Raw genomic sequence first — 21,438 nt, 5'->3', positions numbered from 1 at the left:
GGAAGGCGATACGATGAAATCGATTCAAGAAGTTGCTCATTTGTTTTTGCTGACGATGGCAATGGCCGTCGGGTTTGTCTTGCTCGGTTGCGACCGCAAAGAAACCATTTTGGATGTGGACACCCCTGGTGGCGGCGTGCAGGTCGACCGGGATGTTGACGACGGTAGCATCACCGTCGACGTCGACGAATAATCACCGCGATCTCACTTCCGCGGAAGTCCCTCGCGGCGTTGATCTCTGCGATGTGGTTGTCATAGCATTCGATCCATTCGCTGCGAAGCCGGACTGCGATGTCCGCCGCCCATCTCCCTAGGATCTGGCACTCGGCCACGCTGTCTGTTCTTGAATGCCGGGACGCCGTCACGCGAAGATGCGTGAAACGACCGGCTGTAGAGATCCGGACTTCTTGCTGATGCAAGGTTCACCGGGGGCACGCTCGGGAGCCCCAATTTGCTATCGCACGATCGTGTTCTGTTGGGGGAATCGCGTCGGGTTTCTGACTGACGTACCATGGCAGTAACGCCGACAACCGATGACTAGTTCCTACTTTTTTGTGTGAGCACTGTGCGATGGATTTGAAACTGGACAACAAGCTGGCTCTCGTGACCGGATCCACGTCCGGTATCGGTCGTTCGATTGCAGAAACACTCCTTCGCGAAGGTGCTCGGGTGATCGTCAATGGCCGCAGCCAGCAATCGGTCGACAAGGCACTCAGCCACTTAGACGCAGGCGATCGTGCGATCGGCATCCCTGCCGACGTGGGAACCGCCGATGGTTGCAACCATCTGTTGGCCGAGGCCAAGCGGCAGGGTGAGATTGAAATTCTGATCAACAACGCTGGCATCTTCGAACCCAAACCGTTCGAACAGATCACGGATTCGGATTGGATGCGTTTCTATGAAATCAACGTGCTGAGCGGCGTTCGTCTGTCACGGGGCGTCTGCAATTCGATGAAACAGCGAGGCTGGGGACGGATCGTGTTCATCAGCAGCGAATCGGGCGTCAGCATCCCTGTCGAAATGATTCAATATGGAATGACCAAATCCGCACAGCTTTCGATCTCACGCGGCTTGGCCAAAGCGATGAAGGCGACGGGGGTGACCGTCAATAGCGTGCTGCCAGGGCCAACTTGGAGCGAAGGAGTCGAGCAGTTTGTGGAGGATATTGCCGGGGATAAGTCGATCGATGAAACCAAGAAAGCATTCTTTCAAGAAGCGCGGCCAGCATCGTTGATCCAGCGGTTCGCCACGACAGATGAAGTCGCTGCGTTAGTCGCGTATGTGTGCAGCGAGCAAGCGGCGGCTACCACGGGGGCTGCTCTGCGTTGTGACGGTGGAATCGTCGACACATGCTTTTAAGCTAGCCGGCTCACCTGTTCCCAACCGCTCGATAGGCCACCGGGTTCGCACCGGTTCGGCAACAGGCCGATCAAAACCTTGCCGAGCGATTTGCGATGGATCGGTCTTTCGCCGGTCCGGCTTGCCGTTTCCGTTTCAGCCGCATGTGTCCTTTGGCACACCCTGCGTGTGCGATCTGCGTGGGTCGCCCGCGGCGAAGCCTGTCAGCTACTCGGGGACGGTCACTTTGACTTCGGGGGCGGGTTGGTCTGCTTCGCTGGGGCCACGGTCGATCCTGGCGTCAATTTGCTCGGACGCTCGGTCGATGTTTTTCGCAGCGCTGTCGGCGGCCTGTTTCGATTTTTCGACGATCGTGGACGTATCTTGCCGAACCTTGTCAGCGTCGACGCGGATCGTTGGATCCCCGTCCGGTGAACTGAACTGGATCCACCCGACCGCAGCGAAAATCAGTAACAACACAGCGATCACAATCAATATCCGCATTTTCTGCTCCTACCTCTGGAAGGCTCTGGCAACTAAAGTCGTTTGACGACTGGGTCACCGATCAAACTGACACGAATCAGTCGAAGCAGCAATTCGTGCGCCCCGAAACGTCGGGACGCAACTTTCTGTATCCGTTGGAACAAGTTCGAGGATCATCGTGAGTCAAAATCTTTGCTATCGATTGGCGTTTCTATTGGCTTGCGTTGCCCTGTCCGCGGCGAATCCGGTGATGGCCGACCAGGTTGGTGATCTGAAATCGAAGGGCAAACTCTTGTTTGCGGACGATTTCAATCGCGACGATGGTTCATCCGATGAAGACGCCATGGGAAACGGCTGGACATCGAACAGTCCTTGGCGGGCGGATGGTCAAAAGCAGGCGTTTCTGGACGATGGATCCATCCGAATCGTGACCGCGCCGGGGGCTGGGCATGCGGTCACGATCTTCCATGACATCGAACCCGCGTTCCAGGATTGCGTCGCGAGCTTTCGATACCGCATGAACGAACCGGCGGATACGTTGTCGTTCGACTTCAACGACCCCAAGTGCAAAACGGTCCACTCCGGTCACCTGGTGATCGTCAAGCTGTCCCGAAAGGCGATCCAGATCCAGGATTCGAAGACTGGCACGATGAACCTGGAGGTTCGTGAAAAGTTCAAGGACACGCCCCAGAGCCCTGGAAAAAAACGTCTGATGGCTGCGACGCAGGTTTCGATCCCTTTCGAATCCAGGCTCGGCCAATGGTACGACGTGGCGATCCGCACGCAAGGCGATTTGCTAACGCTGTTTGTCGACGGCAAAGAAATGGGGGAACTGCGCAGCCCTGGAATCTCGCACCCTACCAAGCGAAAGCTGAATATTGGCGCAAAAACGACTTCGCCTGATTTCGATGATCTGCAAGTGCATTCATTGGATCAGTAGAGAAAGCAAGTTGCTGCGGCAAGGTCGTCCCCGATCAAGGATGACTTCGAAATCGACGTCACTGTGGCGATGGACCCGTGACGAGGACCCGTGATCCATCACGGATCCATGCACCGCGGCACGGGGTTTGCGTTCAGTCAATCGATACCAGACGCGCCCACAACCCAGGGGGTGTCCGAAGGCGGCGAACCGCACCGTCTTTTCTCTAAATCCAATGGCGACGCCCTGAATGACCACAACGAAGTCCGACCTTGCGACTATCTCGGCAGTCGCCCAACAATTGGCGGTTGTGCTGACGGTTGCGGCGTTGTTCTTTGCCCGTGACGTGTTCATTCCATTGGCGCTGGGCCTGCTGTTGTCGTTCTTGCTAAGCCCGATCGTCAGCCGGTTGCGGCGAATGGGAGTCCCCAACGTCATGGCGGTGGTGACGACCGCGGCGCTCGCGTTTTTGTTGCTTGCCGCCGGCTTTACGCTGCTTGGTCGCGAACTGACCACGCTGGTCGGTGACCTGCCGAAGCACAAAGACGAATTGGTTTCGAAGGCTCGCAGTGTTGCCGGGATGACGACCGGCGTCGGCGGGTCGCTGGATGACTTGGCGGACGAAGTCACCAAGGCGATCGAACAAGAAGCAGCACCGGAATTGCAGGCCGATGACCAGGGCGAAGGCGACGTCGAACTGACCTTGATGCAGCAGTTGACCGACAAGGTCTTTCCAGCGATGAAGGCCAGTCCGGAAAAATTGCCCAACGACGGGACATCAACTCGGCGGCCGTTGTTCGTTCGTCAGGTGCCCGATGCCCTGCCCCTCGCATCCTGGGCATCGTCAGCCGGGACCGTATTGGGACCGTTGGCCACCGCCGGTTTGGTCAGTGTCTTCGCAATTTTTATGCTGATTCATCGAGAGGATCTACGCGATCGCATCATCGCGGTCGTTAGCCATGGCAACTACGTCACCACGACAGAGGCCTTGGACGAAGCGGCCGGCCGGATCAGTCGCTATCTGATCGCGCAAACAATCGTCAACACTTCGTACGGGTTTGTTCTGACGATCGGATTGGTGATCATCGGCAACAGTTTGACTGCGGACGGTGAATTCCCCAACGCGGTGCTATGGGGAGTGTTGGCGACGTGTCTGCGATTCGTTCCCTACATCGGCCCGACGGTGTCCGCCGTGTTCCCCTTGGCGATCGCGTTGTCCGTGTTTCCTGGATACAGTGTGTTCGTTGCCGTTTTGGTGTTGATCATCACCATGGAACTGCTTAGCAACAATATTCTGGAGCCCTGGCTGTACGGTGCTAGCACAGGGATTTCTGCGGTCGCGGTGATCGTCGCGGCGGTCTTTTGGGGATGGCTGTGGGGGCCCGTCGGTTTGTTGCTCTCGACGCCGTTGACGGTTTGCTTGGTCGTCTTGGGGCGTTATGTGCCGCGGTTCAAAATTCTGGCGACGTTGTTAGGCGAAGAGGTCGAAATTCCGACTTCGATGCGTCTGTATCAACGTTTGCTGGCCAGCGATGAACACCATGCCAGGGAGATTCTGTTTCATCATCTGGATCAGAAAGATTTGGATTCGACCTGCGATCGAGTTCTGGTCCCAGTGCTGAAACGCATTCGGTCGGATCATGATGCGGATCATTTGACGGATGCGGACGCCAGCCGCTTGTTCGCCATGATCGGTGGGTTGATCGCTGAATTGAACGACCGTTTCGACGACGCGGATGATGGCGATCTGAACGAAGTTGATGGATTGCCAGTGGTTGCCGGGTGCATGTCGCATCACTTCAGCGAGGCGTTGGTATTGAATCTGATTCGTACCGGTGGCCGGACCGAGCATGACCTGCGTAGCATTGGTGATGAGGTCTTGCCGCCCGATATCGGTCGGCAAATCATCGCGATGGCGCCTGTGGTTGTGGTCATTGTCGTGTTGCCCAAGGGCGGGTTTGCACAGGCACGCTATATGTGCAAGGCGATCCGCAGCGAAGGGTACACTGGGCCTGTGGTGGTTGCGTGCCTGGGCAAATTTAAGAACTACAACAAGCTGTTCGTGCGGTTTCGCAAGGCCGGCGCCAGCAGCATGACGACGACGTATTCGCAAACTCAGTCAAAAATTCAATCCATTCTGCGGCTTCACCATTCGCCCAGTATCGATTCATCCAGTCTGGCAAATTCTGATTCAGCGCCGGTGCCTGGATCAACCAACGAACAACAATCTGTTTGAAAAGGAACAGGATGCCCACGATACTTTTGGTCGACGATAACGAAGACATCCGAGACATGATGACTCGGTTTTTGCAGGACCATGGCTATGCCGTGGTGACGGCCAACAATGGTTTGGAAGCCGTGTTGGCGACCGCCCAGGCTGCACCGTCACTGATCTTGATGGATGTGAATATGCCGGAGCTTGACGGGCACGAGGCAACACGCCAGATTCGCGCCGCTGATCCGGACAAACGTATCCCGGTGATTGCGTTGACCGCGCATGCATTACCGGGGGACGAAGCTCGATCTCTTGCCGCCGGTTGTGATGCGTTTCATTCCAAACCGGTCAATTTCAAAAAACTATCGGACCAGATCAGCGAACTGCTCGCCGAAACGGTCTCTGCACCATCCCCACAAGCGAATCCATGAACCAGATCCACGTTGGGTGCCGCCTTCGCTACACCGTTCAATCCGAAACCACTTTCCTGTTCAACATTTCGGTAACTCAGAATACGTTCCAGTCGACAACAAATGAATCGATTGAAGTCAGTCCATTTCACAAGATCGAAGAGTGTGCGGTAGGACCGCTTGGCAATCGCTATTTGCGGATGACGGCGAACCCGGGTGACCTGACGATCGATTACCGTGCGACGGTGGAACTGCATGCCAACGAAGTCGACTCGACCGATGTATGCGAGGTCAACTACGAGAATCTTCCCGCCGACGTGCTGACGTATTTGAATCCCAGTCGCTACTGCGAATCGGACAAGCTGCTTCGATTCGCCGGTGAAGAATTTGGGCAGTTGGTCCCCGGTTATTCGCGAGTGACGGCGATTTGCAACTGGACTTTCGACCATCTGACCTACACGCCGGGCAGCACGGGCCCGTTGACGACTGCCTGTGACGTTTTGATTCAGCGGACCGGTGTCTGCCGCGATTACGCGCATCTAGCGATCAGCATGTGTCGTGCTTGCGGTATCCCCGCTCGCTACGTTTCCGGATACGCCGTCAGACTTCAGCCACCGGATTTTCACGGATTTTTCGAAGCCTATTTGGATGGGCGTTGGTTCCTGTTTGATGCCACTCGGTTGGCACCCGTTGGCGGATTTGTTCGCATCGGAACCGGACGCGACGCCGCAGACGTTGCCTTTGCAACGATACGCGGTGATGCGCAAAGCACGGAAGTGACGGTTTGGTCCGACGAACAACAGGGCGGCGATCACATGCTAGACCCTGATAACGTCCAGACAGGAGTCAGTTCTGCGTCGTGATTGTGATGGGGGCAGATGATTGATGCGCATTGGAGTCTTCGTGGATGCCGAATCGGCCCGTTGGTCTTTCAAGGTTAAATGAAGTGAACTGCAAAACTGTATTTTGGAATTCTGGTTCCGGTCGTTCCGCAGAAGTCGGTCAAGTGCGACAAGCGATGGGGAGCCAATCGAACCATTGGATCGATCTGGCAGAAACATCCGACCTGTCCGCCGCTGTCAAAGAGGCCGTGGCCAACGGGTGTGAGTCGGTCGTTGCCGTGGGCGGTGATGGGACGGTCAACGCGATCGTCAATGCGTTGATGGCAGTGGACGCCCATGCAAGGCCCACCTTGGCCATCATCCCGTTGGGGACGGCAAACGATTTCGCCGGCACGTTGAACATTCCCGACGATATCGCCGAGGCTGCCAGTCTGGTTGATCATCCGGCATGTCCTGTGGATATCGTGCGTATCAGCGGAACCGGGGCCCCACGCTATTACGCAAACATGGCTGCCGGGGGCAACTGTGTCCGCGTTAGCGAAGCGATGACGGACGAAGTGAAGGCGCGATGGGGTTCGCTCAGCTATATCCGCGGTGCGGTGGACGTGCTGCCCGACATGCACACCTTTCGAATCGACGCGACCTGTGACGATGAAAAGTTCACTTCGCTGGATTGCTGGGCTGTCTTGGTTGCCAACGGCAAGACCAACGCAGGGCGAATCGAGGTTGCACCGCTCGCGTCACCGACCGACGGTTTGTTCGATGTGATCATCATCCGTGATGGCACGGTCGGTGATATGGTCGAAATCGTGACCAAGAACTTAATGGGTGACTTTCTGGATAGCGAACAGATCATCTTTCGCCAAGTGCGTTCATTGCAGCTGCAGTCATCACCGACCATGAGGTTCACGTTGGACGGCGAGGTCTTTGACGACCAACCCGTTCAGTTTGATGTGGTCGCAGGTGCCATCCGCATCCATTGCATGGTTGGCATCTGACCTGCGGAATGACGGGTCTGGCCAGCATGGGATCGGACGCTGACGGACGGCAGCCGTGGGATTCTCCAAAACTTCCCACCTTCTGGCCAACCAGAAGGTCGTGGGATGCTGCGAATCCCACAACGACGCCGATCCGATCGTTGTCCGGACGTGTCGGTGGCCCCGTGCACCGCGACAGATATTTCCTGTGGGTTTCTGAGTGCCCTGCGATTCCCACGCAGCGATCGTTAGCGAATGGGGACCGCAGGTTCCGTCCGTATTAGCCATTGATCGATCAAGCCCATCAGCTTGTCGACGGTCTGCGAGTTTGTCGATGACAAATCGTTGCGGTCATCGGGGTCCCGCTTCAGATCATAGAGCTCGTTTCCGTTGGGCGATGCAATCAGTTTGTCCCATCCGTCGATCACTACCCGAGCGCGTAGTCCGCTATCCAGATCATCCAGCTGATCCAAATCGCTGTCATGGTCATAGGCATCGACAAACACGCGGTTGCGAGCTTTCAACTGGTTTTGGTCGCGTAGATCCAGCCCGGTCATCTCGGCCGGCGGATCGATCCCGCAAGCCCGCAGAATGGTCGGCGCGATATCGATATTGCTGGCCAACGCGTCCGTGTCACGCTTGGCCGCGATGGTCTTGGGGTGAGTGATGAAGATCGGCGTGCGAATGCCCGCTTCGACAGGATCGCGTTTCGATCGAACGTAGCGGTTGCGTTTGTCGGGATCGGGCACCCACCCGTTGTCGCAGGTGTAGACAAAGATCGTGTTTTCGTAGATCCCCTGCTGTTTCAAATGGTCGACGATCTGTCCACATGTTTGGTCCAGCCATTCGACATTGGCCCAGTACCATGCGGTCGAATCATTGGGCGCCAGATCCCGGTACTTTTCGAACAGATGTTGTGGGGCGTTGTGAGGCGAGTGCGGCAGGAAGACTCCGTACCAAAGAAAGAACGGTTGTTGACTGGCGGTTGCCTTGTCGACGAAATCGTAGATGGGCTGCATGGTTTCGCGGCCGATCTTGAGACCTACGTCGCCGTGCCGTCCGCCGCGGGCAACATCGCCATGGGTCATTGCATCCGAGAAGCCATGGTCCAGCGGATTGCCTTCCCACCATTTTCCGGTCTGCAAAGTGGCGTATCCATTCGCTTTCAATGTTTTGATGAACGATGGATGGTGCGCCATGGGAGCCGTCATGCGGGCCCGCATTTGAGCCCATCGCTGTTTGTTGTTGTTTCGGTTGGTTCCCGCTGGCATGACCGGGTCGTTTCCGCGGATGCGTGTTTGGTGCGGGTACAGTCCGGTCGCCAGACTAGCCAGAGACGGGCGGCACAGCGGAGCGGTCACATAGCCGCGTTCGTACACCAATCCCGCCTTGGCCAGTTCGTCCAGGTTCGGCGTCTGGATGTGCGGGTGTCCCATGAACCCGTAGTCGTTCCAGGCTTGGTCGTCGCTTAATAGGAACACGACATTCGGTTGCGTGGCGGTGGTGACCTGGCAAGTCAAAGCGATCAAGACCAGTGTGGCCCATCGGCCAATCGAACAAAGCTGTATCATCTAAACGTTCTCTCTGATTCGTGATGTTGATTCGCGGCCTGCTGAATGAATCCAGTTTCCACTTTGAATGTTAGCCGTTTGGGCGCTAGCGGCCTGCTGATTAAGTCGTTTTCCTGAACTGAACGTGCAAATCATAACCCGCTGCGTGAGCGAGGGATCACGTCGAATCCCTCGCTCGCGCAGCGGGTTACTAAATCAACAGCCCGCTAGCCCCGGTTCCTTGGCGACGGAACCGAGGCTAGCGCCTAGACGGCTAACGGGATCGACAAGCCGTTGACGACTTCCGCTACGGTTTTCGCGGGACCCAGGTTTCCGGTGCATCCAGCATCAACGGATCGTGAAAAACGGTAAATTGATCGCCTTGCTGCTGCATCCAATCATTCAGCTGCGACTGCAGTTCCGATTCGGTTGAGCCTAGGTTGGGTTGTCCGGCCAGATTCGTTTGCTCGTTCGGATCCGATTGCAAATCGAATAGTTCGTACTTTGGCCGGCCATAGTAGCTGGCGACGACTTCTGCGGCGTGCTTGTCCGATTTGGCCAGTTCGGTCCATTGCTTGAAATAGTCCCCCGATGTTTCTCGCAGCAACAAATCAATGTGGGTCGTGAATGCGAATTCGAGGTGCGGGTTGTAGATTAACTTATAGCGATCGGTGCGGATCGAACGGCTTAGAAAGACGTTCATCATTCGGTCGCCGCTGTGAGTGGTGAAGATGCGTTCGCGATGCGAATCGGTTTCGCCTCGAAGCACCGCGGCAAAGGACCGTCCGTCCAGGTTTTCAGGGACACGCCCGCCGCCTATCTCGATCAACGTCGGCAAAATATCGACCCAGCTGACCATCGCGTTGGTTCGGGTGCCGGCTTGGATCTTTCCTTCCCACGCGACGATCAACGGAACATGGATTCCTTCGTCATAGAGCGTCCACTTGCCAAAGGGAAACTGGGCACCGTGGTCGCTGCTGAACACGAACAGTTTGTCTTTGGACATGTGTTTGTCCGTCAACTGACGAAGGTCGCCCAGGTAGGCGTCCAGGTCTTTGACTTCCTGCAGGTACCGCGCCCGTTGGAATCGCGTACGCGGAGTATCCAATAGACGCGGCGGAACCGTCATCGCATTTGCATCGACCGTGGTCTGGATGGGCCACGGCACGTGTGGATCAGAGACGCCGACAAACAGGGCCAATGGTCGCTGGTCGGTGCGGTTTTCCAAGAACTTCTTGACGCTCTTTCGGAGTTCGGGAATCTCCTTTTTCGAGTCATGAGTTTCGAAGTGATAGTCCGGGGCGCTTCGCTGGTGAGCCACTTTGCCGAACGCCGCGGTCTGGTACCCGATCTGATTCAGGATGGTTGGCAGGCGAAAGATCGAATCATCGGGGTAGCTATGGTTTTCTTCGGCTCCATTGCGAGCGGGCATCAATCCGGTCAGCAACGCCGCGCGACTGGGGGCACAAGAGGGGCTGGCGACAAACGCCCGGTTGAAGATCATCCCATCGGCAGCCAGCCGATCGATCGCTGGGGTCTGGATGTTAGTCCCGCCGTGGATGGATAGATCGGCGGCAGAAAGGTCGTCGGCCAAATAGACGACGATGTCCGGTGGACGCTGCGTTTGCTCGGCTTTCACGTGCACGGCGAGGCCGATCCAACATGCGATCAGTCCAAGATTGCTGCAAAGTTTCAAACGGATCATTGTTCGGTTATTCCTAGGTTGGTATTCCACAGCGGCGCACAGCCTGCATCCGAATCCCACGACTGCGTCATTTCATTGCAGGAATCGTGGGGGAAACTGACGATCCAATGGGATTCGCGCAAACGCCAACCCATCCCCGCAGATGGATCCGGCAATCCGGCACTAAAGCGTCCTGCCCCAATCGCAATGGTTGGTCACTGGCAACGGTTCAATGTAAAGTATTTACTGTCGCCGACCACATCGCTTTGCCCTGTGTCGGGGGCGAGCGACCCTGTTTTTGAACATGATTTTTGGTCAGGATGTTAGATGCCGCGAATGTTACCCCCACAGGACCTGATGCGGACTTTCCTCTGGCCCGTTCTTCGGATGGCCGCTTATGCGACGATTGGTTCGGGAGTCGCCGTGGCGATGCCGGCCGAGGATCCAACAACGCCATCGGCAACGGTCGATGTATCGTTCAATCAAGACATTCGTCCGTTGCTGTCGTCACGCTGTTTCGCTTGCCACGGCCCCGATGCCGAATCGCGCGAAGCAGGCCTGCGGTTGGACCAAGCACACGGTGACGAAGGGGCGATCGGTTTCGTGATTCAGCCTGGTTCGATCGACGATAGCGAACTGTGGAATCGGATCACCACCGATGACGAGTCCCTGCGGATGCCGCCCGTGGATTCGCATTTGAAACCGTTGTCCAAGCAGGAACAGCAGTTGATCCAACGTTGGATCGAATCGGGATCCGACTACGAGGACTACTGGGCGTTCGTGCCGCCAACCCGACCAGCGACGCCGGAGGTCGCAGACGAACAATGGAGCGACCAGGCGATCGATCGATTTGTCATCCGCAAACTTGAATCCGAAGGCCGCTCGCCTGCCCCCGAAGCGGATCCGAGGACATTGATTCGACGAGTGACGTTCGACCTGACTGGGCTTCCCCCCACCCGCGATGAGGTGCATCGCTTCGTTGATGCGTATTCGAAAGACGCCGAAGCCGCCTGGGAACATCTGGTCACCGAATTGATCGACCGGCCTCAGTACGGCGAACACATGGCTCGCTATTGGTTGGACTTGGTTCGGTTCGCGGACACCAACGGGATGCACAAAGATTTCTATCGCAATCACGTGGCGTATCGTGACTGGGTGATTGCAGCGTTCAACCAGAATCTAAGCTATGACGACTTTGTGCGTTATCAAATCGCTGGCGACCTGTACCCCGAACCGACCAAGGATCAGTTGATCGCGTCCGGGTTCAATCGATTGCACCTGATCATCGACAAGGGGACCGCGCTTCCCGAAGAAAGCCACGTGAAGAACGTGTTGGACCGTGTGACCGCTGTGGGGACCGCGTTCATGGGACTGACGGTGCAATGTGCCCAGTGCCACGACCACAAGTTTGATCCCATCACCCAGAAAGACTTCTTTTCTCTGTATGCCTTCTTTAACAATATCGACTCGGCGCCAGAGACCAATCCGCGTCAGACCGTCGACGGTTTGCAGGAACCCTACGCTCGATTCCCGACGCCCCAGCAAGATGCTGACCTGCAGCAATTGGATGACCAGATCGCCAAACTGAATGATCAACTTCGGATCGCAAAGGCAGCCGCGGCGGAATCGTCCACACCGGATCAATCGGACCAGCAAACGCAGAGCCCGGCAGAGATCGAGAAACAGATTCGTAATCTGGATAAGCGACGCAAATCGATCGAAACGACCGTTCCAAAAGCGATGGTGATGAGGGAACGTCCGGATGTGCGTGAAACGTTTGTGTTGGTTCGCGGCCAGTACGATGCACCCGGCGAAGTGGTCCAGCGGGGCACTCCCGGATTCCTGCCACCGCTGGTGAAGTCGTCCGAAGTCGCATCGCGGATGGACCTGGCCGAGTGGTTCGTGGCGGCCGACAACCCGTTGACCGCTCGCGTCGCCGTCAATCGTTTTTGGCAGTCGTTCTTTGGTGTCGGCCTGATCAAGACGGCCGAAGATTTTGGCAACCAAGGCGATGTGCCCAGACACCCGGACTTGCTGGACGAATTGGCGGTATCGTTCGTCGAATCGGGCTGGGACGTCAAGTCGCTGGTTCAACAGATTGCGATGTCGAAAACCTATCGACAGTCCTCCACTGCAACGCCGGACGTCTTTAAGGCCGACCCCGAGAACCGGATGCTTGCACGCGGGTCACGCTATCGATTGGATGCTGAAATGATCCGCGACCAGATATTGGCAACCAGCGGATCGCTGTCGACCGAAATGCACGGCCCCAGTGTGAAGCCACCCCAGCCCGATGGTTTGTGGAAAGCGGTTTCCATGATCGGGGAAACGTTCAAGCCGGATTCGGGTGACGCCATCTACCGACGCAGTGTCTATACGTTCTGGAAACGTGCGATGCCGCCGCCCCAGATGACGATCCTGAACGCGCCCATTCGCGACGCTTGTATCGCACGACGCGAACGGACCAACACTCCATCGCAGGCACTGTTGTTGCTGAATGAAAGCGAATACTTGATGGCGTCACGTCGCTTGGCGCAATCGGTTCTGGCACAGCCCGTCGATCAGCGGTTGCGGTTCGCATGGGAAACGGTGACCGGAAAATTGCCTGATGCGGACGAACAGAAAATCGCAAATTCGCTATTGGATGATCTCGTGATCCGCTATCAGCAGGATCCCGGCATGGCCAACGATCTGTGTCGCGATTTGACGTTGGATTCCCAGCAGGAAAAGACGGAACTTGCCGCTTGGACGGTTCTGTGCAGTACGCTCTACAACCTCGATATCACGAAGACGAAAAACTAGAATGGTCCATCCTTTGAATGCGTACGAAACGCTGGTGAATCGTCGTCGGTTCCTAGCCAATAGTGGAATGGGGTTGGGGACGGCCGCGATGGCATCGTTGGTGACCGGACCGCGGATCGCATCTGCGTCCCCAGCGGGATCGGCCCACGGCACCACGGATGATCTGCCGCCTGGATGCCACGTTCCACCGAAAGCGAAACGTGTCATTTTTCTGTTCATGGCCGGTGCACCCAGCCAGCTTGACCTGTTTGATTACAAACCCGATCTTCAAAAGCATTTTAACCAAGCGCTGCCACCGTCGGTCAGCATGGGGCAACGCGTCACCGCGATGACTCGTGGCAAAGAACAATTGGTGATGCCGAGCCCGTTCAAGTTTGAACAGAAGGGACAGAGTGGGCTATGGATGAGCGAGTTGTTGCCCCAAATGTCCACTCAGGTCGACAAGCTGTGCTTCATTGATTCGATGAACACCGACGCGATCAACCACGATCCGGGAAAGACTTCGTTCTGTACCGGGTCGGAGATCCCGGGCAAACCCAGCATGGGCGCATGGCTCAGCTATGGACTGGGCACGTTGAACAAAGACCTGCCGGACTATGTGGTCATGCCATCGGCTCATTGGAGCGGAAAAGTCAATGTGCAAGCACTGTATTCGCGTCTTTGGGGAAGCGGGTTCCTGCCATCGAAACATCAAGGGACTAGTTTTCAGACCTCGGGCGATCCGGTCTTGTTCCTGTCCAATCCAACCGGAGTGGATGCGGGGGTTCGTCGGCGAATGCTGGATTCGTTGGACCAGTTCAATCAGAAACACTTTGCCGAAATTGGTGATCCGGAGATCGAAACCACGATCGCCCAGCAAGAGATGGCTTTTCGCATGCAAACGTCGGTGCCCGAATTGACGGACATCGCGGACGAGTCCCAGGAAACGTTGGACCTGTACGGTCCAGAGGTCACCCAGCCAGGATCCTACGCTCGGAATTGTCTGCTGGCGCGGCGGATGGCCGAACGCGATGTTCGCTTCATCCAGTTGTTCCACCGCGGCTGGGATCACCACTCGCGGTTGCCCGAAAACTTGCGAGGCCAGTGCCAGGATGTGGACCAGCCGACGGCGGGTTTGCTTCGCGATCTAGAACAGCGTGGCCTGCTGGAGGACACGTTGGTGGTGTTTGCCGGTGAGTTCGGGCGGACGGTCTACTGCCAGGGCAAACTGGACGCCGAAACCTATGGACGCGACCATCACCCACGCTGTTTTACGGCGTTGCTTGCCGGTGGCGGAATCAAAGGCGGCATGCGTTACGGCACGACCGATGAATTCAGCTACAACGTGGTTTCCGATCCGGTCCATGTACGCGATCTGCATGCAACGATGTTGCACCAATTGGGTGTGGACCACCGGCAGCTGACCTTTCCGTTCCAAGGCCTTGATCAAAAACTAACCGGGGTCGAACCCAGTCGTGTTGTCAAGGAAATCATCGCTTGACGGACGGACTGGCTGATCACCGCGAGGCTCATTTGCCATAAACCTTGGCGGCGGGATCTCCGCCGGATAGCAGATAGGCGATCAAGTCGCGTACTTCGTTTCCGCTAAGCGTATCCAGCATTTCCTGTGGCATCTGCGAAATCGGCGACTCGCGGATCAGTTCGATGTCGTCGGCATCAACGGTGATCGGTTTCAGTTCTTCGCTGGTCTTGGCCGGTGGATAGATATCCAGCGTGTCGCCGTTGTCGATGACCAATCCGGTTAGCAGCCGGCCGTCGGCCAGCAGCACCGCTTTGGAACTGTATTGATCGCTGATCACCTTGCTGGGCTGGATGATCGATTCCAACAGGTAGTTGGCGTCGAACTTGTTCTTCACCGTCGTCAGGTCGGGGCCGACGTCGCCGCCCAAACCATCGAATCGGTGACAGCTGGCACACTGGGCGGCGTGGAACAGATTTCGTCCGCTCTGGAAATCGGCTGCCCGCAGTTGCTTGGATCCGATGTGTTGACTGGCGTCGGCCTGAGTCCATTTCTTTCCCGGTCCCTGGGGCGCGGTGATCTTGAAATCGGGAACGGGGTTGAAGTCTTCGCCGCTGATGTCTGCCAGTTGAGCCCGTTGGTCGTTGTTCAGAATCCCCAGCACTTCGTCTCGCAGGTTCGCCAGGAATTTCCCGTAGCTATTGCCGCCACTGAATTCGGCGGCCTTGTTGATGAACTGGATGTAGCTGCGAAGCTGATCCATGGTCCAGCCATCACGCAGATTGCGAAGCATGAACGCGTAGTTGATCTCGTGCGACGGCGGTTGGTTGGCCAACATCTTTTGGATGCCTGATCCATACCGTGGGTTGCTCGTGAAATCAATGTTTGCGGCCCATGCAGGCGGTGCCGAATCGGCGTCAGCCATCAATTGGATGGTCTTTTCGATCACGCCCGGGGCGTTCAGGTACACCAGCACTCGGATCAGTTCCGTGTTCACGTCTTTGTTGGCGTGCGGGAAATGGGCATCGAGCGCTGCGATCACCTGTTCGCGTTGGCCCGCGTTGGGTTCGCCCAAGCGAATGAAGGTGAGTGCATAAGCGCGAAGCAAACCGAGTAGCTGAGCGTCGTCCAGTTCGGCTAGGTCCAAGTCTAGAAGTGCCGCCAACAGAGCTGCCTGATGCGATGGGTTCCCGCTGCGAGCCAATGCCACGGTGGCGGTGATGCGAGCCTGGCGGTTCGGTTCCGTGCTGACTCGTTCGGCCCATTGTTCAACCGGTTGAGATTCAATCGCGATGCGTGCTGCGTGTCGCAGCCAACGATCACTGCTGGACAGGTGCGGCCATGCGGCAGCGACCGCACTGGCATCTTCGTGGCCATGGAACTTTTCCAGTCGACGACGAAGCTGTCTAGCGTCTTCGCCAGCCAGTTCGCCAGCAACGGGCTGGGTTGATTCATCGCCAACGTAGATGATGCGAAACAGAGCCGAATCCGTGCCACGACCGCCGGTCGTGAAATACAGATTTCCGTCGTGCCCGACAATCGCGTCGGTGACTGGCAGCGGCGATCCGTGACAAATCGTTTCTTGCTGTCCACGCCAACCTGCACCGTCCGGCGTCAGGTGGATTGTGTAGATGGTGCCAAAGGTCCAATCGAGTGCGAAGATCGCGTCTTGGTACTTTGCCGGGAACTTTGTCCCCTGGCCACTGACCACGCCCGTCGGGCTGCCCGGACCGATGTTCAGTACCGCGGGAAGACTGTCCTCGTAGTACTCTGGCCATTTGCCCGAACCGCTGCGCCAACCGTAATCCGAACCGCTGACGGCATGATTGATTCGCGTGGGACGATACCAAGGTGATCCCAGGTCCCATTCCATGTCCGCGTCGTAGGTGAACAGATCGCCCGCACGGTTCAGCGTGATGTCGTATTGGTTGCGATAGCCGATGGAAACGACTTCGTGTGTTTTGGTTTCGGGATCGAACTTCGTGATCCACCCACCCGGGGCCAGCCGGCCGCGGGCGTGTCCGTTGGCGTCCCATTCGCGTGGCAGCAACAGGTCTTCGTCCCAAGTCGGTACCCGCGATCCGGAGATTTGGGATGCATCCGGAAGGTTCGTGTGGTTGCCGGCATCGACGTACAGGTGCTTTCCGTCACCGTACGCGATCACCGCATGGTTACCGTGTTCGCCACCGCCTTGGGATCCCGTTAGTTCGTCGGCATGGTCCAACAATCCATCACCCGTGGAATCGGTCAATCGGTACAGCGGCGTGCTGGCGCGATTGAAGTACAACGCACCATCGTGCCACACCATTCCCTGGGCACCGGAAACGTTGACTGGCATCTTTTCTACTTTGACGTTTGGTTTGGCGTCCGCGGCGGTCTGCTTTGCGTCGGTCACGGTCAATCGATACAGACCCGCGTCGCCTTGATCGCTGGCATAAAATCGGCCTTGGTCATCGGTGGTCAGCGACACCCAACTTCCTTGTTCCGACTTGGGCACCCGGTAGACCAGTTCCACTTTGAACCCATCAGCGACTTTGATCGTGTCCACGCTCAGCGAATCGACCTTGCCTTTGCCGCGTCCAGCATCCGGCGACGTGATGCCGGGTTTGTTCCAAGGGCCAACGTCAAACTTACCCTTGTCAATGACCGCCAGATTCCAGTCGGAATCGTTGAAACTGGATTGTTGCCAACCGTCGGTTTCACGGTCTGATAGTTTCCAGTTCGGCGTGCTGACGATCTGGTGTTTCTTGCCATCGGTGGTCTCGATTTCAAGCTTCAGCACGAATGCAGCGGTGCCGCCACGGTTGGCTGCTTTGACCGCAATTTGGTTCTCACCTTCCTGAAGCAGTTTTTCGGCGTCCAGCATGGTCACCGGATACATCCAGTCGCTGCACCGCCCCGCTGATTTTCCGTTGATCCAAACCGAGGCTCCGTTATCGCATGTGAAATACAGCCGAGCCGATTTCACGGATGGGGATTCATTGGAATCACCGATCTTGAATTGGTGACGAAGGTAGATGGGGTCGTTCGCCGTGGGTTGGTCTTGACGCCAAATCCAATGGGCAGATGGAGCCTCCGACACCCAATCCAGTGCCGATTCCGCTTTGGCTTTGGTCTTGCCAACTTTGGGGCGGGTGGCTTTGGCAGGCGCTTTCTTTTGATTCTGGATCGCCGCGTTGATGGTTGTCCTAGCGTCTTCGTTCGCTAAGTGACGAATCCGGATATCTTTGAATTCGACTTTCATGGGGGCACCGGCATGCAGTTGCAATGCCAAGATCCCCTCGCGACGCGCTTCGGGATGGTCGTCCGTCAAATCCATCGTCGTGATCCCGTTGACCTGATGGATTTGGCGGTTGCCGACCGCGACGATTGTCAACTCGTTCCACTGCGAGTCCACCAATGGTTGGTCTCGATCGCCCACCTGCCCGACAACGTTTGGCTTGCCGTCGGCGCCCACGACAACTCGTTGGAATCGTTTGGCAACGATCCCTCGCCATTTTTCGGCATACAGCATCCCGAAGAATTCGGGCGATTCGTGCAGGTCGGCTTGGTACCCTTTCACAACGAACTTTTCGGGATCAATCAACTCGCTGCGGTATTGGACACCGGTGTTGTTCCCTTCGAATCGGACCTGGGTCTTGAACACAAAGTCGCCGACTTGGCCGCCTTGCCACACCAAGAATGTGTTGCCTTCGGTAGGATTCTCTTTCGTGGTTTGGCCAACAATCACGCCGTCCTTCACCGACCAGAACCCGTCATTGCCGGCCCATCCGGATAGGTTGTCTCCGTTGAACATCGATTCGTAGGGGGCTTCTGCCGAAGCAACCGCCGGAATCAAAAGAAACAGACAGTACAGCAGGCGATGAATCGCAGGATTGGTTGTCATGGGGGACGTCGTCATGTGGGTGGGATTGCAGGGTGGATGTTCGGTCGGGAATCGGTCGTGTGTAGCAGATCTCGTCTGCGTTTTTTTGCAAACGCAGCGCGTTACCGGACTTCGACAGTAACGGTGCCACGGACCATGTCTTTCAGGACCCAGCGGTTGCCGGATTGGGTGGCGTCGATGGATTTACCATTGACCCATACGCCATTGCTTTGGTCCGTCGCTGGCAATTCAACAGACGCCGACATGCCATCGGGCAGGGCAAGCGACATCGCAAAGTTCGAATCGTTTGTCCAATCGATTAGGATCGGTCCACGCGGTGTTGGGATTTTGCCTTCGGCTTGTTTCAGGCCACTGGGACAGGGGCGGATGGTGACGGTGGTCCAGCCCGGGGATGTCGGTTGGGCACCCAAGATGTAACGAGGGAATAGGTTCGCCGGTGCGGCGCCCCAGGCGTGGTTCCAGTCTTGGTTCGGCTTGTATTTCATGTCCCATGCTTCCCAGGTGATCGTGGTCCCACTGTTCACCATATGTTTCCAGCTGCGATCACCATCGGCGATCATCAATGCGATCGCCTTTTTGCCGCTGCCGCTGCCGCTACGGAACAGTCCATCCATGAAATATTGGGCCGCATAAGGGCTGCACCGCATGTCTTGTTGTTCGAGCCATTCGGTCACACCGGCGATCTTGTTGGCGGGAACGATCCCAAACGCCAGCGGAAGGAAGTTGGCGTGGATGCTGCTGTGATTGGTGCCAACCCCATCGCGATAAACGCCTTGGGTGTCGTCGAAAAGGGCCTCTTGGAAGGAAGCGGTTGCCAGCTTTGCGTGAGCTTCAAACGCGTCTGCGTCATCGCCTTTTCCGATCGCACGCGCCAGTTGGGCCATCCGCTCGATCGCCTTGATGTGGAACGCGTTGACCACGGTGTTGATCTCGGTGAACACGAACGCGTCACGTTCGACCGGTGGCCAATCCACAATGTCATGCTTCCGGCGATCCATCTGGTCGCTGCGGACCAATCCATCTTTGCCACAGCGATGCATCAGCGTTTTCGATTTTAGCAATTCGTAACGTTGTGCGATCCAGTCGTTGTCGCCCGAATACATCCACTGGGCATGCGCCATGAACACCATGTGGGGCGCCCATTCGCTGGGCCAGGTTCCATTTTCGATCAGCCAGTCGAACGAATTTGCAGCCATCGTGACGTTGTCGTCGGTGGCGTAGTGGCTTAGTTGATTCAGGTACGCATCGGCTTCGTAGGGAATGCGTTCGCGATCACCGTCGACGTACACACCGGCGAAGGTTGTCGCTTTGATGCTGTACTTGCAGAGGTCCCAAATTTGGTTCAACAGTGGGTCCGAACATTGGAACGAACTCGCATCGTCGTTCCAGTCGGATGCAAAGGCAGCTCGCCGATGGATGTATTCGGGTTTGAATTCGCCTTCCCAGCCTTCCATTTCGACCCATCGAAACGGCATCACCGGCAACCAGGTTTTGGGCGTCAGCACGGCGGGCGGGTGAACCCCCATCGGATTGGTTTGTTCGGTGTTCCGAGCGTCCGCGGCAGCGGCGATGATCCAGGTCCCCATTTCGCCAGTGCCTTTGCGAAATCCGCTGACGCCATAACGAACGGTGCCGGGCGGATGCCGGTCGATTCGACCATCTTGGAGCTTCTCGCCGAAGTGAATCTTGCCTGACCCTGATCCCAATGGGGGCACTCGCAATGCGATATTCCCAAACGCGACTTTGCCAAAATCGACAAGCATGGTTTTGTCGTCGATTTTTTGGACCGAGATGGGTTCTTGTTCGACGATCGAAACGGTCTCCTGGGCCGGCACGTTCGGAAGTTCTTTGATGAACAGGTTTCGGAAACGATAGGTTTGTCCGTCTTCGCCATGATGCTGGATCCCGATGTATCCCGATGCATCCGTGGTGTCATGGAAAGTGACCGTGGTGATTCCATTGACTTCGATACGGATCCGGTCACCGATGCAAGTGACTTCGAATCGATTCCAACCATTGCGATTGAGTGCATTGGCGATCTTGGGATCGGCAAACGCTGCTTTGGATTCTTCTTCGTGTACTAGGAACTGGTCGCGTGAACGTCCTTTGGTGCTAGGCCAGATCCATCCTCGCCGTGCCTCGTCGAACAGGCCACCGGACCAGCGTCGATCCGATCCGTCGCATTCGGCTTGGTACCCGTAGACCTTCTTTTTGGCAGCTTCATCATCGACGCGACAGCGGAACATCACACCCGAGTTGGCAGGGCCATCGGGCAGGTGGATGTCGACGCACAAGCGAAAGTCATCGTACTTTTTCTCGGTGACCAAGAAAAACTTGTCGTCTGCCAGCAGATGAATCTCGCCGTCGACAACCCGTGCTTCGCCGTGCGGATAGGGATTCCGCCACCCGGCTAGGTCCTTGCCGTTGAACAGCGGTTGATAGCCACGGCTGATCATGGCTTGGAAACCCGCCTCGCCGCCTGCGTCGCTCGCTTGGCTTGGTTCCGAGGCAACGGATGGCTGTTGCGCATCGCTGACATCTAGAATCAGAAACGTTGCAATCAGCGGCAGGCACAAAAGGAATCTCATGCGAAAAACCTGGGTGTGAATTGGTGGGGGGGGGGAGGATCGGCGTTTTGCGTAAGCGCCCGTTCGAAACCGATGCTGTTCTAAATTTCGACTTGATCGGCATCGACGCGTGTTTCTCGGCTCATCCATATTGGCGTGGCGATGAACCACCCGATGGTGCCCAAGAGCGCGGTCCACTTCACCGTGTCGAGTCCGATGGATCCGGCGAAATACAGCAGGCAGGGGACGATGACACAGCCCAACGCGATCAGGGATACGATTTTGGCGATGATGTTCATGGGGATT

15 protein-coding genes are annotated in these 21,438 nt (G+C 56.7%); 9 read left to right on the top strand and 6 right to left on the bottom strand.

Features of this window, described 5'->3' with window-relative positions:
• Positions 1-13: 13 nt before the first annotated feature.
• Both K227x_RS26660 and K227x_RS26655 read left to right on the top strand, forming a co-directional pair.
• Positions 14-193 carry a hypothetical protein gene (locus tag K227x_RS26660; RefSeq protein WP_145175196.1) on the top strand — a complete coding sequence of 60 codons (180 nt, stop codon included), beginning with the start codon at positions 14-16 and terminating at the stop codon, positions 191-193.
• A 377-nt stretch (positions 194-570) separates the two neighbouring features.
• Positions 571-1,359, top strand: coding sequence for an SDR family NAD(P)-dependent oxidoreductase (locus K227x_RS26655; protein WP_145175193.1), 789 nt, complete (start codon positions 571-573; stop codon positions 1,357-1,359).
• 207 nt (positions 1,360-1,566) lie between these two features.
• On the opposite strand, the gene K227x_RS26650 is transcribed toward K227x_RS26655, so the two are convergent.
• Positions 1,567-1,842 (bottom strand): hypothetical protein, encoded by a 276-nt coding sequence (locus K227x_RS26650; RefSeq protein ID WP_145175190.1) that lies wholly within the window; start codon positions 1,840-1,842, stop codon positions 1,567-1,569.
• Positions 1,843-1,999: 157 nt separating this feature from the next.
• On the opposite strand from K227x_RS26650, the gene K227x_RS26645 reads away from it, so the two are divergent.
• The 5 genes from K227x_RS26645 to K227x_RS26625 all read left to right on the top strand — a co-directional run bounded on the left by K227x_RS26645 (position 2,000) and on the right by K227x_RS26625 (position 7,205).
• Entirely contained in the window at positions 2,000-2,761 is a 762-nt protein-coding gene (locus tag K227x_RS26645) for a LamG domain-containing protein (protein WP_145175187.1), read from the top strand.
• Between the two features lie 229 nt (positions 2,762-2,990).
• The gene (locus tag K227x_RS26640) at positions 2,991-4,976 is read left to right on the top strand and encodes an AI-2E family transporter (RefSeq protein WP_145175184.1); all 1,986 of its coding nucleotides are present in this window, start codon (positions 2,991-2,993) and stop codon (positions 4,974-4,976) included.
• A gap of 11 nt (positions 4,977-4,987) precedes the next feature.
• Complete coding sequence (locus K227x_RS26635) at positions 4,988-5,386, top strand: response regulator (RefSeq protein ID WP_145175181.1); 399 nt, start codon at positions 4,988-4,990, stop codon at positions 5,384-5,386.
• Positions 5,383-6,228: a transglutaminase-like domain-containing protein gene (locus tag K227x_RS26630; protein ID WP_145175177.1), complete on the top strand. Its 846-nt coding sequence runs from the start codon at positions 5,383-5,385 to the stop codon at positions 6,226-6,228. Before K227x_RS26635 ends, K227x_RS26630 begins: the two co-directional genes overlap by 4 nt.
• A gap of 83 nt (positions 6,229-6,311) precedes the next feature.
• Complete coding sequence (locus K227x_RS26625; protein WP_246146315.1) at positions 6,312-7,205, top strand: diacylglycerol/lipid kinase family protein; 894 nt, start codon at positions 6,312-6,314, stop codon at positions 7,203-7,205.
• A gap of 227 nt (positions 7,206-7,432) precedes the next feature.
• Here K227x_RS26625 and K227x_RS26620 read toward each other — a convergent pair whose 3' ends face one another.
• Together K227x_RS26620 and K227x_RS26615 are read right to left on the bottom strand one after the other, a co-directional pair.
• On the bottom strand, positions 7,433-8,755 hold the full coding sequence (locus K227x_RS26620) for a sulfatase-like hydrolase/transferase (RefSeq protein WP_145175171.1): 1,323 nt from the start codon (positions 8,753-8,755) through the stop codon (positions 7,433-7,435).
• A gap of 286 nt (positions 8,756-9,041) precedes the next feature.
• Positions 9,042-10,439 carry a sulfatase family protein gene (locus K227x_RS26615; protein WP_218933561.1) on the bottom strand — a complete coding sequence of 466 codons (1,398 nt, stop codon included), beginning with the start codon at positions 10,437-10,439 and terminating at the stop codon, positions 9,042-9,044.
• A 408-nt stretch (positions 10,440-10,847) separates the two neighbouring features.
• Between K227x_RS26615 and K227x_RS26610 the strand changes: the two genes are divergently transcribed.
• Positions 10,848-13,220, top strand: a complete 2,373-nt coding sequence (locus tag K227x_RS26610) for a PSD1 and planctomycete cytochrome C domain-containing protein (protein WP_246146891.1) — start codon at positions 10,848-10,850, stop codon at positions 13,218-13,220.
• A 1-nt stretch (position 13,221) separates the two neighbouring features.
• Positions 13,222-14,700: a DUF1501 domain-containing protein gene (locus tag K227x_RS26605; RefSeq protein WP_145175165.1), complete on the top strand. Its 1,479-nt coding sequence runs from the start codon at positions 13,222-13,224 to the stop codon at positions 14,698-14,700.
• A gap of 28 nt (positions 14,701-14,728) precedes the next feature.
• Here K227x_RS26605 and K227x_RS26600 read toward each other — a convergent pair whose 3' ends face one another.
• The 3 genes from K227x_RS26600 to K227x_RS26590 all read right to left on the bottom strand — a co-directional run bounded on the left by K227x_RS26600 (position 14,729) and on the right by K227x_RS26590 (position 21,431).
• On the bottom strand, positions 14,729-18,565 hold the full coding sequence (locus K227x_RS26600; protein WP_145175162.1) for a family 16 glycoside hydrolase: 3,837 nt from the start codon (positions 18,563-18,565) through the stop codon (positions 14,729-14,731).
• Between the two features lie 101 nt (positions 18,566-18,666).
• On the bottom strand, positions 18,667-21,153 hold the full coding sequence (locus K227x_RS26595; RefSeq protein WP_246146314.1) for a family 78 glycoside hydrolase catalytic domain: 2,487 nt from the start codon (positions 21,151-21,153) through the stop codon (positions 18,667-18,669).
• A gap of 80 nt (positions 21,154-21,233) precedes the next feature.
• Complete coding sequence (locus K227x_RS26590; protein ID WP_145175159.1) at positions 21,234-21,431, bottom strand: hypothetical protein; 198 nt, start codon at positions 21,429-21,431, stop codon at positions 21,234-21,236.
• Between the last annotated feature and the right edge of the window lie 7 nt (positions 21,432-21,438).

Source organism: Rubripirellula lacrimiformis (assembly GCF_007741535.1).
Lineage (GTDB): Bacteria > Planctomycetota > Planctomycetia > Pirellulales > Pirellulaceae > Rubripirellula > Rubripirellula lacrimiformis.
The sequence above is the reverse complement of the archived record's forward strand: the minus strand, read 5'-3'. Positions and strand labels throughout refer to the sequence as shown.

What these genes read in the sequence shown, in the direction of transcription:
- K227x_RS26660 (WP_145175196.1), top strand. Translation starts at nt 14, where the DNA reads ATGAAATCGATTCAAGAAGTTGCTCATTTGTTTTTGCTGACGATGGCA.
- K227x_RS26655 (WP_145175193.1), top strand. Translation starts at nt 571, where the DNA reads ATGGATTTGAAACTGGACAACAAGCTGGCTCTCGTGACCGGATCCACG.
- K227x_RS26650 (WP_145175190.1), bottom strand. Translation starts at nt 1,842, where the DNA reads ATGCGGATATTGATTGTGATCGCTGTGTTGTTACTGATTTTCGCTGCG.
- K227x_RS26640 (WP_145175184.1), top strand. Translation starts at nt 2,991, where the DNA reads ATGACCACAACGAAGTCCGACCTTGCGACTATCTCGGCAGTCGCCCAA.
- K227x_RS26635 (WP_145175181.1), top strand. Translation starts at nt 4,988, where the DNA reads ATGCCCACGATACTTTTGGTCGACGATAACGAAGACATCCGAGACATG.
- K227x_RS26630 (WP_145175177.1), top strand. Translation starts at nt 5,383, where the DNA reads ATGAACCAGATCCACGTTGGGTGCCGCCTTCGCTACACCGTTCAATCC.
- K227x_RS26620 (WP_145175171.1), bottom strand. Translation starts at nt 8,755, where the DNA reads ATGATACAGCTTTGTTCGATTGGCCGATGGGCCACACTGGTCTTGATC.
- K227x_RS26615 (WP_218933561.1), bottom strand. Translation starts at nt 10,439, where the DNA reads ATGATCCGTTTGAAACTTTGCAGCAATCTTGGACTGATCGCATGTTGG.
- K227x_RS26610 (WP_246146891.1), top strand. Translation starts at nt 10,848, where the DNA reads ATGCCGGCCGAGGATCCAACAACGCCATCGGCAACGGTCGATGTATCG.
- K227x_RS26605 (WP_145175165.1), top strand. Translation starts at nt 13,222, where the DNA reads ATGGTCCATCCTTTGAATGCGTACGAAACGCTGGTGAATCGTCGTCGG.
- K227x_RS26600 (WP_145175162.1), bottom strand. Translation starts at nt 18,565, where the DNA reads ATGACAACCAATCCTGCGATTCATCGCCTGCTGTACTGTCTGTTTCTT.
- K227x_RS26595 (WP_246146314.1), bottom strand. Translation starts at nt 21,153, where the DNA reads ATGAGATTCCTTTTGTGCCTGCCGCTGATTGCAACGTTTCTGATTCTA.
- K227x_RS26590 (WP_145175159.1), bottom strand. Translation starts at nt 21,431, where the DNA reads ATGAACATCATCGCCAAAATCGTATCCCTGATCGCGTTGGGCTGTGTC.